This window comes from Streptomyces sp. NPDC001380, assembly GCF_042895785.1.
In the GTDB taxonomy this organism is placed as follows: Bacteria; Actinomycetota; Actinomycetes; order Streptomycetales; family Streptomycetaceae; genus Peterkaempfera.
Genome location: NZ_JBIAWP010000002.1, coordinates 447,172 through 459,513, shown reverse-complemented (window position 1 = coordinate 459,513; position 12,342 = coordinate 447,172). Strand labels below are relative to the sequence as shown.

Below are 12,342 nucleotides of genomic sequence, written 5' to 3'. Positions count from 1 at the left end.
TGCTGCGGTGCGGTGCGTGCGGTGCTGCGGTGCGGTGCGTGCGGTGCGGTGCGTGCGGTGCGGGGCCGTGCTGCCGGCCGTGCGTCAGTTGAGGACCTGGACCTCGGCGACCTCGAACCGGAGCGCCGCGCCCTCCGTGGGCAGGTCGGGCGGGGGGTCGATCGGCTGCACGCCGGTCCCCTCGACGGTCGCCGTGATGTGCCAGTACAGGGTGGTGCTCACGGTGAACTCCTCGTTCGGGTGCCCGGCCGAGGAGTGCGCGTAGGTGTGCCCGCAGTCGGGCGACTCGCGGCCGCCGTCCTCGGGGCGGTAGGGCGTGCCCGTGCCGGGGCACTCCAGGTCGGTGCCGTCGCCGAGGTGCCAGACGACCTTGGCCAGGGCGGCCTCGGCCCGGACGGTGACGCCCCGGACGGTGAGCGCTTTGGAGGGCCTGGCGGCCAGCGGGTCCGTCCACAGCCAGACCGGCATGCCGACCAGGGGGGTGCCCTTGCCTCCGGGGGCGGTGTGCAGGGCCGGCTTCGGGTAGCGGAGCTGCGCGATGGCCTGCAGCGCCACCTGGCGGGGATCGGGCGGCGGTTCGGCCCCCGGGGGCGCCGCGAGCCAGACCGGGTCCTTGACCGCGAGGCTGCCGTCGGCCTGGCGGCAGACGCGGTCGTAGACGGCCCCGTCCTTCGGGTCGTGGCCGCCCCAGGCGGGGTCGCCGGCGGCGGGCTGCGGGTCGGTGCGGGAGTAGTAGCAGCCGTCCGAGGTGTTGAACCAGCCGAGGTCGGGGTCGGTGCAGGGGTACTCCCTGCCGGCCCAGGTGCAGGTCTGCGGACCGCTCCCGCCGCCCCCGCCGCCGCTCCCCGCCGTGGGGGTGGAGCCGGGCGTGCCGGGGACGTGGACCTCGACGCAGGTGACCTCGTTGTGGCACTCCCAGACGCCGCCGCCCGGCGGCGGGTCGCCGGCGGCGGCCGGCCGGGCGATGGTCATGAGCGCGCCAACAGAGAGGGCGAGGAGCGTCCCGCCCCGCCTGGGGAGCTTCAGCATGTGCGGCCCTTCTGCGCGGTCAGACGGGTGACGAGCCAGGCGTCCCCGCTCTTGCGGGCGGTGCCGGTGACGACGTACCGGGTGAGCCGCTGCCGCGGGTCCCGGGGCTGCTTCGTGCGGGCGTCCACCTGGTGCCAGCCGGTGACGTCCAGGCAGTCCTCGACGGTGGCGGTGGGCGGGGAGGCCGCGAGGTCGAGCGCGGTGACCCGCGCGTCGTTGACGGGGCTCCCCCGCATCGCCATGCCGGCCTCCTGGAGGTTGCGGAGGTTGGCCAGGGTGCCGCTGAGCGCCTGGCCGGTGGAGTACAGCCGCAGCGCGGTGGCCGCCCGGCTGCCCCGCTCGTACGCGGCGGCCTGGGCCTGCCACCAGCCGTCCCACACCGCGAGGAGCTGGCGGGCCTCGACGCCGGTCCGGCCGTCGTCGGGGACCGCCGGCGCGGGGCCCGACCGCGCCGTGGCGGCGGCGGTGGGGCCGGCGGGGGGCCGGGGGCGGGCGCCGAGGCGGTCCACGGTGCCGGGGGACGGGGCCGCGCAGCCCGCGAGGAGCAGGGCGGACGCGAGCAGGCCCAGGGAGGCGGCGGGCCCGGCGGTCCGGGCCCGCGCGTCCGGCGGCGGCGCGCCGGGGCATGCGCGGGCCCCCGCTCCGCTCCCCCGCCCCCCGGGCCGCCCGTCGCGGACCGCCGGAGGACGCCACACGTGCGCACGTCGTCGCATCGGCCCCCCTCGCCGCATCCCGACCCATCTGTGGCAGTGGTCGGCAGAATATGCCTGTCGGCCCGTCATGTCCGCCGTCGGGGCGATTCTTCGCCGTCCCGTCGGCTCCCGGCAACACCGGCGGTCACCGAGACTACGCAGAGGGTGGGCGGCTTGGGGAGTCCTTCCGGTCCAGAAGTGCCAGAAGTTCTCCGGAAAGCGACGACTGCGACAACATGCCCCGGAGGGCCGCCGGGTTGCGCAGCAGGAGCCGCCCGCCCGGCGCGGGCGCGATCAGGCGCGCCTCCGCACGCTCCCGTGCGCCCAGACGCGTGCGGACGGCGGGGTGCAGGTCCGCCGGGGAGACCGCCCCGGGGAGGCCGGGCACGCCCTGCCGCACCACCCGGGCCACGGCGTCGGCGAACGAGCCGTCGGCGCCCGGCGGCACCGGCCCGCGCCCGCGCCGGGGCGCCGCCCAGGGAGCGACGCTCCCCCACAGCGGCACCCGGGAGTGGTCCAGCAGTTCGGCGGGGCCGCCGTCGCCCCGGTCCAGCGCCTCCCAGGTGTCGCGGTCCGCCACGGCGTCCACCAGGAGCAGCGTCTCGCGGTGGCCGCCGTGGACCATGGCGCTCACCACCCAGTCCCAGGCCAGGCCGCGCCGGTACGCGTTGTCGCGGGTGCTGCCGGCCGTCACCAGGGCGAGCCGCCGCTGCCGGGGGTCCGCGACCAGGCGGCCGAGCAGGCAGACCACCAGGAACCGGCCCTCGCGCCCGGCCGCCTCCTGGACCGCCGTCAGCATCGCGTTGGCACCCGCGTCCGGGGGCACCACCGCCGTCCTGCCGGGGCCGGGGACGCCGTCGTACCAGGCGCCGTGCAGGGCCCCGGCCAGCAGTCCGGCGCCGCGGCCGGCGTCGGCGGTGCCGGCGAGCGCCCGCTCGCCCCCGCACTCCGCTCCGATCACGACCAGGTCCGCCGCCAGGGTGCCGCCCACGGGCCCTCCTCTCGCCGGCCTCCACTCTGGCGCACGCGGGCGCCGCGCGGGGGCCGGACGGCACGGTCCGCCGGACGGACGGCCCGTCGGGCCGTCGGGCGGTCGGGCCGTCGGGCCGCCGCACCCGGGGAGGTGCGGGCGGGGGCGCGGGCGGGAAGGTACGAGTGAGGAGGTACGGACAGGGGGGTACGGGCGGCTTCAGACCACCGTCACCGGGCGCGGCCCCATCGCGTTGCGCTTCGCGGGCAGCCGCAGGCTCACCATCCGCCGCCACCCGTAGGCGGCCTCGTAGAGGTAGAGCAGGTGGAGCCCCGCCGCGAGGGCGGCGCGCTGCGGGCGGGGCCAGCCGAGGATGCGGCCCATGCGGCGCATGACGGCCAGTCCGACGTCGCGGTGGGTGCGGATCTCGGCGCGGGCGGTCTCCCGGAGCACCGCCCGGATGGCCTTCTCGTGCCCCTGGTCGGCGAGGCGCAGCAGCTCCTCGTGGCAGTAGGCCAGGTGGTTGTCCTCGTCCGCGGAGATCATGCGGACCGCCCGGCCGACCTCCGGGTGGTCGCCGAGGACGCGCGCCAGCAGCCGCATCTCCTCCGCGGCTCGCTGCTCGGTGACCCGGCTGTGGGCCAGGTAGGTGATGACGTCCCGGTCGTCCATGGGCCGGTCGGACCGCAGCCGCTCGTGGAGCAGGCCGATGCCCTGCCGCTCCAGCAGCATGCAGTAGTCGGTGTCGGGCGGGACCGGCACCGGCTCCAGGCCGCGCCTGCGGAGCAGCTGGGCGAAGATGCGGCCGTGCTTGCGCTCGTCCGCGCCGTGACGGGCGATCTTGGGGGCGAGTTCGGGATCCCTCACCAGGGCGGCGATGCGCTCGTTCTCCCACCCGCCCTGGTTCTCGTCCTGGGCGGCGATGCTGCAGAACAGCCTGAAGGCCTCGTCGTTGTCGTGGATGGCCTGGAAGAGACTGCGGGCGGTGAGCATGGCAACCACCTCTCGGACGGCGCGCCACACGGCGGGCGGGCGGGCGGGGGTCCCGGGCCGCCCCGACCCGGTACGGGCAGGCGGCGGCAGAGCCGCCCCGGCAGCCGTCTGCATCGTAACCACGGGGCGTCCGGGCCGCCCGCCGTGGCGGTCGGGCGGGTGGCGCGGTCGCAGCCGGGCGGTGGCGCGGGAGCGGACGGCGGCGTCCGGCGTGCCCCGCGTGGGTAGTCTGCGGTGGAGATCGGCGCACGGCCGCGGTCGGGCTGCGGGACCGCACGCCGCCGCGGATCGTGTCCGAACCACCGACCATGGAGGCGCTGTGCCCGGCTCCACCCCGCGGTCCACCCGGCCCGACGACCCGTCCCGCCCGTCCGGCGCCGGGCGGGCCCTCTCCCTTCCCGGCGCGGCGCTGCGGCGGCTGCGGCCCGCGGCGTTCGGCGGCGAGCCGACCGGCGCCCGCCTGGAGCGCGTCCTGCGTTCGCCGCACTTCGCGGGCGGGTCCTTCCAGAACCCGGTGCCCACCCGGCGGCTGGCCGGCGGGTCGCCGCTGCAGGGGCTGACGGCGGTGCTGGGCGCCGACCGGTCGCGCCGCAGGCCCGCGACGGCCGTGCCGCTGCACCCGCTGACGGCGGCCGACCTCGCCGAGCCGCCGGCCTCGGGGCTGCGGACGACATGGCTCGGGCACGCCACCGTGCTCGTGGAGATCGACGGGCGGCGGGTGCTGATCGACCCGGTGTGGAGCGAGCGCTGCTCGCCCTTCGTCCGGACGGGCCCCCGCCGGCTGCACCCGGTGCCGCTGGCGATGCGGGACCTGGGGCGGCTGGACGCGGTGGTGGTCTCGCACGACCACTACGACCACCTGGACATGGCGACCGTGCGGGCGCTGGCCCGGCACACGGAGGCGGTCTTCGCGGTGCCGCTGGGCGTCGGCGCCCACCTGGAGCACTGGGGCGTGCCGGAGGGGCGGATCACCGAGCTCGACTGGTGGGAGTCGGCGCAGGTCGCCGGGCTCACCCTGACCGCGGCCCCGGCCCGCCACTACTGCAGCCGCGGCCCGCGCACCAGCCCGCACCTGCTGTGGGCGTCGTGGGTGGTGGCCGGTCCGGACCACCGGGTCTACCACAGCGGGGACACCGGGTACTTCCCCGGCTTCGCGGGCATCGGGGAGCGGCTCGGCCCGTTCGACGCGGCCATGGTGCAGGTCGGCGCGTACGGCGACCTGTGGCCGGAGGTGCACATGACGCCCGAGGAGGGCGTGCGGGCCCACCTCGACCTGCGGGGCGGCCTCCTGCTCCCGATCCACTGGGGCACCTTCGACCTGGCGCCGCACCCGTGGGAGGAGCCCGCGGAGCGCACGGTCGCGGCGGCGCTGGCCGCCGGGGCGCCGGTGGCGGTGCCGCGGCCGGGCGAGCCGGTGGAGCCGGCGGACCCGCCGGGGCTGCGGCTGTGGTGGCGGACGGCGGCCGTGGTGCCGCCGGGCGGCACCGGGTGGCCCGCGCTCGGCACCCGGGCCGTCCGCGGGGCGTCGGGGGAGGCGGCCGAGGCGAGGGCGGCCGCGGAGGCGGCCGAGGCGCCGGGACGGGCGGGGCCGGGGGCGCCGCCCGACGAGGACACCGTCCGGCCGGGCGGCGTGCACGCCTGACGGACGGCCGGGCCCCGCGGACCCGCTCAGCGCTCGGGCACGGGTTCGGGTGCGGGTGCGGGTGCGGGTGCGGGGGCGGCTGCCGGTGCGGGGGCGGCTGCCGCGGCCCCCGAGGCCACCCGCACCGAGCCCGTGCCCGGACCCGCGCCCGCCCGGCCGGCTCGGCGCGACAGGACGGTGAGCAGGGCGAGGCCGCCGCCGACGACCGGGACCGCGTAGGCGGCCACGGGGCCGCGGTGGTCCACCGTCCAGCCCCCGACGGCCTGGCCCGCGGCGATGCCGCCGACGATGGCGGTGACCAGCAGGCTCATCCCCTCGTGGAGGCGCGCGGCGGGGACACGGGCCTGCAGCAGGCCGGTGCCGCTCGTCATGGCCGGGGCGGTGGCCATCCCCGCCACCAGCAGGCAGGCCGCGAGGACGGCGGTGTGCCCGCCGCCCCACAGTGCGCCGGCCAGGGGCAGCAGCGTCGCCAGGGCCATCCGGGTGACGGCGCGGGTGAAGCGGCCCTCCGCGGTGCCGCGCGGCGCAGCCGTGCCGTACAGGATCCCGGCGGCGCAGGAGCCGGTGGCCTGGAGGGCGAGCATCCAGCCCGCCGAGGCGCGGTGGCCGAGGTGGTCGGCGAGGGCGATGGTGGCCACCTCCATGCCGCCGAAGACGACGCCGGCGGCGAGGAAGGCCGCCAGCAGCGGCGCGGTGCCGGGCGGCGGTGCGAGCGGGTGGCCGTGGGCGTCGGGCCGGTGCGGCGCCACGGGGGGCTCGGTGGCGCGCTGGGCGGTGAAGAGCAGCACGCCGGCGAGGAGGAGGACCGCGCCCGCGACCGTGCCGGCCTGCGGGGAGAGCGAGGTGCAGAGCCAGACGGCGAGGACCGGGCCGAGCATGAAGCAGAGTTCGTCGACGGCCTGTTCGAGGGCGTTGGCGGTGTGGCGGGCCGACGGGTCGTCACGGTGCAGGTGGGCCCAGCGGGCGCGGGACATGCCGCCGGTGTTGGGGGCGGCCGCGGTGGCGGCGTGCGCGGCGAAGAGCGTCCAGACGGGGGCGTGCCAGCGGGCGCAGAGGGCGAACGCGACGGCCCCGGCGGCGGCGAGGACGGCGGCCGGGAGGGCGACGCGCGCCTGGCCGCGCCGGTCGACCAGCCGGGCGGTGAGCGGTCCCGCCACGGCGGTGGCGGCGAGCCCGGTGGCGACGACCGCGCCGGCCAGGGCGTAGGAGCCGTGGGCGGCGGCCACCATGGTGAGGGCGCTGACGCCGAACATGCCCGCGGGCAGCCGGGCGACGAGGCCGCCCGCGGTGAAGGCGAGGGCTCCGGGGGTGGTGAGGAGGCGGCGGTAGGCGTTCACGCGACCACCCTGTCCGGGGGGCCGGGAAGGGTCAAACACCTGTTCAGACGGTATTCACACGGAGACGTTGTCAATCCGGTGTTGAATGGCGGGGTGCACCCGCGTACCGATCCCCGCCTGCTGCGCGCCTTCACGGCCGCCGCCGAGACCCTGCACTTCACCCAGGCCGCGGCGCGGCTCCACGTCGCCCAGCAGGCGCTGAGCCGGGACATCCGCACCCTGGAGCGCGACCTGGGCTGCGACCTGTTCGTGCGCACCACCCGGCGGGTGCAGCTGACCGCCGACGGCGAGCGGCTGCTGCCGTACGCCCGCCGGGTGCTGGCCGCCTGCGACGAACTGGCCGCCGCCTTCGCCCCGGCCGCCCGCCCGCTGCTCGTCGACGTCGGCGCGGAGCGGACCACCCCGGCGCGGGTGCTCGCGGCGGCCCGCGAGGCCGCCCCGGAGACGGAGCTGGTCGCCCGGTACAGCAGCGGCCTGACCGGGGCCGCGGACGCGATCCTCGCCGGACGGCTGGACGTCGCCTTCGGCCGGGCGGCCGGACTCGCCCCCGCCGTCCGGTCCCGGCTCGCCCACTGCCCGGTGCGCTACGAGCCGATGGCCGTGCTCCTGCCCGCCGACCACCCGCTCGCCGCCCGCCGCGAGGTCCCGCTGTCCGCGCTCACCGGCGAGGCCCTGTACGCGGCGGCGGGCAACCCGGCCACCGCCGAGTGGACGGACCTGGCCCGGCGGCTGCTGGACGGCCGGGGCGTGGACCTGGTCGCGCCCTTCCCCGGGATCGACGGCGCCCGGGAGTTCACCCGGCTGGTCGGCAAGCACCGCTGGTCGGTGCTGGCCAGTACGGACTTCGGCGAGGTGCCCGGCTTCGTGCTGCGCCCGCTCACCGACCCGGTGCCGCTCTCCCCGGTGGCGATGGTCTGGCGGCGCGGCCTGCGCCACCCGGGCCTGGACGCCCTGCTGTCCGCCGTCCGGGAGCTGGCCGGGGCCGCCGGGTGGCTGGAGCGCCCGCCCGGGAGCTGGCTGCCCGCGGCGGACGCCCGGCTGATGGCCGCCCCCTCGTCCGGCTGAGCGCGCGGAGGCCGGACGGACCCGGCGCGCAGCGCGGGCGGGGGCGGAGCCGGGGCGAGGACGGGAACGCGGCACGTCGGGCGGCGCGCGCCGGGCGGACGCGCCGGGACGGGACGGTGCGGCGGCCGGAGTGGACGGCCGATTGCCGCTGGCGCCTGGGCGGCGGCGTGCGGTGTGATGGTGTCCGCAGCCGTACAGCACCGTAACGAGGAGACGCCCATGACAGCCCAGGTGTCCGGGACCCCGGAGGGAGCAGCCCCCGCGGAGGCCTGCGCGCCCTCCGCCGTGCGGGCGGCGGCCCCGCCCGAGGCGCAGGCGGGCGCGGCGGTCACTGCGGCCGCGGTGCCCGCCTCCCCGACCGGTCCGGCCGGTCCGGCCGCTCCGGCCGCTCCGGCCGCCGGAGCGGCGCCCGCCGCCGCACGGCAGCGGACCGGCGGGGCCGTGTGGGCCGCCCTGGCCGTCGTCTACGTCGTCTGGGGCTCGACCTACCTCGGCATCCGGATCGTCGTGGAGACCATGCCGCCGTTCCTCTCCGCCGCCGCCCGGTTCGTGACGGCGGGTCTGCTGCTGGCCGGCCTGGTCGCGTGGCGCCAGGGTCCGGCGGCGCTGCGCGCCACACCCCGGCAGCTGGCCTCGGCCGCCCTGGTGGGGCTGCTGCTCCTGGTCGGCGGCAACGGCCTGGTGGTGCTCGCCGAGACCTCCGTGCCGTCAGGTCTCACCGCGCTGCTGATCGCGGTGGTGCCGGTGTGGGTGGTGCTGCTGCGCACCGCCACCGGCGACCGCCCCCGCCGGGCGACCTTCGGCGGGGTGCTGCTGGGCCTGGCAGGGCTGCTGGTGCTCACCGCCCCGGGCCTGAGCGGCACGATGAAGCTCGGCGGACTGGCCACCGTGGTCGCGGCCACCCTGATGTGGTCGGCGGGCTCCTTCTGGTCCGCCCGCATCCCGATGCCCGCCAACCCCTTCGCCGCGAGCGCCTACGAGATGGCCGCCGGCGGCCTGGGCTGCCTGGTGCTGGGACTGGTGCGCGGCGAGCAGCACGGGCTCGACCCCGCCGCGGTGTCGGGCCGCTCCTGGGCGGCGCTGGCCTACCTGGTGGTCTTCGGCTCCCTGGTGGCCTTCACGGCGTACGCCTGGCTGCTGCACACCGCGCCGCTCTCGCTCGTCGCCACCTACGCCTACGTGAACCCCGTGGTCGCGGTCCTGCTGGGGTGGCTGGTCCTGGACGAGCCGGTGAGCGCGTCGATCCTGCTGGGCGGCGCGGTCGTGGTGGCGGGCGTCTGCGTGGTGGTCAGCACCGAGCGGCGGCACTGAGGACGCGCCCGGGGCCGCCTCCCGGGCGCGCGGGTTTCGCCGAGGGCTGAGCGGTGGTTCGCAGGCGCACCCTGGCGGCGGCCGGGGGGCGGGGAGCAGGATGGCGGCCATGCCCGAAACCACTTCCTTCCACGACCTCGCGGCGTTCACCGCGCTCCCCCGGGTCTCCTCCCTGGCGCTGTCACCGGACGGGACCCGTCTGGTGACGGCCGTCCAGGAACTCTCCGCCGACGGCACCCGCTACACCGGGTCGCTGTGGGAGGTCGACCCCGCCGGGGAGCGCCCCGCCCGGCGGCTGACGCGCTCCGGGCGCGGCGAGTCGGCCCCCCGCTTCCTCCCCGACGGCACCCTGCTCTTCCTCTCCTCCCGCCCCGCGCCGGACCCCGCCGAGGGCGAGGAGGACCGCAAGGAGGCCGCCCTGTGGGCGCTGCCCCCCGGCGGCGGCGAGGCCGCCCCGCTGCTGCGGCGGTCCGGCGGGATCGGCGAGTACGCGGTGGCGTCCGCGGCCGGCGCGGACCGGGTGGCGTTCGCCGCGTCGCTGCTGCCCGGCGCCGAGGACGCCGCGCAGGACGCCGACCTGCGCAAGGCCCGCGAGAAGGCCAAGGTGACGGCGGTCCTGCACGAGGCGCCGATCGTCCGGTACTGGGACCGCGACCTGGGCCCCGACGTGCCGCACGTGTTCACGGCGGCCGCCGGGCCGGCCGTCGCCGCCGCGGGCACGGTCGCCGACGCCGACGCCGTCGACTGCGGCACGCGCGGCGTGGACGCCGCGGAGGGCCTCGCCCTCTCCCCCGACGGGACGCTGGTGGCGTACACCGTCTACCTCGGCACCCGGCCCGACGAGATCCGCGCCGCCGTCGTGGTGGCGGACGCCGCCACCGGCAAGGTGCTGCGCACCCTCCAGGAGCCGGAGGCCGAGTACTCCTCGCCCGCCTTCGCCCCGGACGGCCGCACGCTGGTCTGCGTCCGGGAGCGGCGCCTGACCTGGGAGGAGAGCTCCGACACCACCCTGTGGCTGGTCGACGCCGCCGACGAGCAGGACGCCGGGCGGGACCTGCTGCCCGGCTTCGACCAGTGGCCGGGCGCGCCGGTGGTCTCGCCCGTGCCCGGCCCGGACGGCGCGCCGGTGGTCTTCTTCACCGCCGACGAGGCCGGCCACGCCCCGGTCTTCCGGGTCTCCGCCGGGAGCGGCGAGGTCGTCCGGCTGACGGCCTCCGGCGCGTACACGAACGTGGTGGCCGCGCCGGACGGCGGCGCGGTCTACGCGCTGCGGTCCGCGATCGACGCCGCCCCGGCGCCCGTCCGGCTGGACGCGGCGGCGGCGGACCAGCGTCCCGAGGCGCTGCCCTGCCCGGGCGCCGTGGGCGACCTGCCCGGCACGCTCGCCGAGGTGGCGGCCGAGGCCGAGGACGGCACCGCCCTGCGCGCCTGGCTGGTCCTGCCGCACGGCGCGTCGGCCGACGCCCCCGCGCCGCTGCTGCTGTGGGTGCACGGCGGCCCGCAGAGCAGCTGGAACGCCTGGACCTGGCGGTGGAACCCGTGGGTGGCCGCCGCCGCCGGGTACGCGGTGCTGCTGCCCGACCCGGCGCTGTCCACCGGCTACGGGCAGCGGATGCACGACCGCGGCTGGGGCGACTGGGGCGGCGCCCCGTACCGGGACGTGCTGGCGCTCACCGACGCCGCGCTGGAGCGCGACGACCTGGACGCCGCGCGGACCGCGATGATGGGCGGCTCCTTCGGCGGCTACATGGCCAACTGGATCGCCGCCAGCACCGACCGGTTCAAGGCGATCGTCACCCACGCGAGCCTGTGGAACCTGGTCGCCTTCGGCGGCACCACGGACTTCCCGCCGTACTGGATGCGCCACCAGGGCGACCCGCTGGAGCGCACCGAGCGCTACGAGCGGTACTCGCCCCACCTGCGGGCCGCGTCCATCACCACACCGATGCTCGTGGTCCACGGCGACAAGGACTACCGGGTGCCGATCGGCGAGGGGCTGGCGCTCTGGAACGACCTGTGCCGCTTCGGCGTGCCGGCGAAGTTCCTGTACTTCCCCGACGAGGGCCACTGGGTGCTCAAGCCCAACAACAGCCGGCTCTGGTACTCCACCGTCCTCAACTTCCTCGCGCACCACGTGCTGGGCGAGGAGTGGCGGCGGCCCGAGCTGGTCTGACGCCGGGTCGGGACGCCCGGCGGTCCGGTCCTCCGGGCCGCCGGGAGGGCCGGCCTCCGGGAGGGCCGGGTCCGTCCGCGGGCGGCCCGGCACGCGCTACCGCGTGCGGGACCGCCCGCGGCGGCGGGCCAGGCCCCAGCCGCCGCGCTGGACCAGCAGGGTCAGGACGCCCGCGGCCACGATGCCCAGCAGGTTGAGGGCGAGCTGCTGGGACGACCCGACGGCCTGGGCGACGTCGCCGTAGCCGAGCGCCACCGCGGCGTTGGCCGCGGCCGGCACGGTGGTGACGGAGATCGCCACGCCCACCAGGGTCCCGGACCGGGCGGAGGTGAGCGAGAGCAGCCCGGCGATCCCGGCGAGGAAGGCGACCACGAAGGACATCGGGTCGGGCTGCCAGATGAACGAGGTGTTGGGGCGGTCCCCGTCGAAGCGGGCCCGGCTGAACAGCCCCAGGGCGTCCATCAGCAGGGAGAAGCCGACCGTCAGCAGCATCGCGACGGCGAAGCCGACCACCAGCGCCAGGAGCGAGCGCCAGGCCAGCCGGGGCCGCCGCTCGACCAGGGCCACGCACACCCCGGCCAGCGGGCCGAACTCCGGTCCCACCGCCATGGCGCCGACGACCAGGATCGCGCTGTCCAGCACCGCCCCGCAGGCCGCCAGCATCGTCGCCAGCGCGAGGAACGCCAGGAACGTCGCCGAGAGGGTGGACTCCTCGTGGGTGGCGTCCGCCACCGCCTCCCACACCACCGCGTCGGCGCCCTCGCCCGGAGCCTCCTTCTCCGCCCGGTCCGCGTGGCGGGAGAGGGAGAGGCCCACCTCCTCCGCGGTGATGGCGCCCTCCTCCTGGAGGCCGCACTTCTGCAGCGCGGCGATCAGGCCGTCCGCGGCCTCCCGCGCCACGTCGCACAGCACCAGGTCACCGGCGGGGCGGCGGGCCGCGCCGGGGAGGACCACGACGTGGGTGACGCCGACGGTGCCGTCCAGGCAGGCCCGCACCTCGTCGGCGAGGTCGGCGGGCACGATCAGGCGCAGGTGCAGCACGTCAGCTCCAACGGCTCCGGCGGGACGGGGCGGGCCGGACCGGGCTGCGCCCGGCCGGGGTCGGCGCCCCAGGGTACGGGGGCGGTCCA

Annotated in this window: 10 protein-coding genes; 4 read left to right on the top strand and 6 right to left on the bottom strand. The window is 78.1% G+C overall.

The features are described 5' to 3' along the window. Positions 1-84: 84 nt before the first annotated feature. The 4 genes from ACFY07_RS04715 to ACFY07_RS04700 all read right to left on the bottom strand — a co-directional run bounded on the left by ACFY07_RS04715 (position 85) and on the right by ACFY07_RS04700 (position 3,684). The gene (locus ACFY07_RS04715) at positions 85-1,029 is read right to left on the bottom strand and encodes a hypothetical protein (RefSeq protein ID WP_390867366.1); all 945 of its coding nucleotides are present in this window, start codon (positions 1,027-1,029) and stop codon (positions 85-87) included. After that, positions 1,023-1,742: a hypothetical protein gene (locus ACFY07_RS04710; protein ID WP_390867365.1), complete on the bottom strand. Its 720-nt coding sequence runs from the start codon at positions 1,740-1,742 to the stop codon at positions 1,023-1,025. The genes ACFY07_RS04715 and ACFY07_RS04710 overlap by 7 nt, the downstream gene beginning before the upstream one ends. Positions 1,743-1,875: 133 nt before the next feature. Continuing rightward, on the bottom strand, positions 1,876-2,712 hold the full coding sequence (locus ACFY07_RS04705; RefSeq protein ID WP_390867364.1) for a hypothetical protein: 837 nt from the start codon (positions 2,710-2,712) through the stop codon (positions 1,876-1,878). A gap of 198 nt (positions 2,713-2,910) precedes the next feature. Then, a complete protein-coding gene (locus ACFY07_RS04700; RefSeq protein WP_230647994.1) occupies positions 2,911-3,684 on the bottom strand; it encodes a ferritin-like domain-containing protein in 774 nt (257 codons plus the stop codon). 409 nt (positions 3,685-4,093) lie between these two features. Here ACFY07_RS04700 and ACFY07_RS04695 point away from each other — a divergent pair, with 409 nt between their 5' ends. After that, on the top strand, positions 4,094-5,326 hold the full coding sequence (locus tag ACFY07_RS04695) for an MBL fold metallo-hydrolase (protein ID WP_390867423.1): 1,233 nt from the start codon (positions 4,094-4,096) through the stop codon (positions 5,324-5,326). 26 nt (positions 5,327-5,352) lie between these two features. On the opposite strand, the gene ACFY07_RS04690 is transcribed toward ACFY07_RS04695, so the two are convergent. Then, positions 5,353-6,717 (bottom strand): MFS transporter, encoded by a 1,365-nt coding sequence (locus ACFY07_RS04690; protein WP_390867422.1) that lies wholly within the window; start codon positions 6,715-6,717, stop codon positions 5,353-5,355. Between the two features lie 39 nt (positions 6,718-6,756). Between ACFY07_RS04690 and ACFY07_RS04685 the strand changes: the two genes are divergently transcribed. From ACFY07_RS04685 to ACFY07_RS04675, 3 genes are all read left to right on the top strand, one after another. Then, positions 6,757-7,728, top strand: coding sequence for a LysR family transcriptional regulator (locus ACFY07_RS04685; protein WP_230647995.1), 972 nt, complete (start codon positions 6,757-6,759; stop codon positions 7,726-7,728). Between the two features lie 441 nt (positions 7,729-8,169). After that, positions 8,170-9,039 (top strand): EamA family transporter, encoded by an 870-nt coding sequence (locus ACFY07_RS04680; protein ID WP_390867421.1) that lies wholly within the window; start codon positions 8,170-8,172, stop codon positions 9,037-9,039. Between the two features lie 109 nt (positions 9,040-9,148). Continuing rightward, entirely contained in the window at positions 9,149-11,212 is a 2,064-nt protein-coding gene (locus ACFY07_RS04675; protein ID WP_390867363.1) for a S9 family peptidase, read from the top strand. A gap of 96 nt (positions 11,213-11,308) precedes the next feature. Here ACFY07_RS04675 and ACFY07_RS04670 read toward each other — a convergent pair whose 3' ends face one another. Then, complete coding sequence (locus tag ACFY07_RS04670) at positions 11,309-12,253, bottom strand: DUF389 domain-containing protein (RefSeq protein ID WP_230647999.1); 945 nt, start codon at positions 12,251-12,253, stop codon at positions 11,309-11,311. Between the last annotated feature and the right edge of the window lie 89 nt (positions 12,254-12,342).

What these genes read in the sequence shown, in the direction of transcription:
- ACFY07_RS04715 (WP_390867366.1), bottom strand. Translation starts at nt 1,029, where the DNA reads ATGCTGAAGCTCCCCAGGCGGGGCGGGACGCTCCTCGCCCTCTCTGTT.
- ACFY07_RS04710 (WP_390867365.1), bottom strand. Translation starts at nt 1,742, where the DNA reads ATGCGACGACGTGCGCACGTGTGGCGTCCTCCGGCGGTCCGCGACGGG.
- ACFY07_RS04700 (WP_230647994.1), bottom strand. Translation starts at nt 3,684, where the DNA reads ATGCTCACCGCCCGCAGTCTCTTCCAGGCCATCCACGACAACGACGAG.
- ACFY07_RS04675 (WP_390867363.1), top strand. Translation starts at nt 9,149, where the DNA reads ATGCCCGAAACCACTTCCTTCCACGACCTCGCGGCGTTCACCGCGCTC.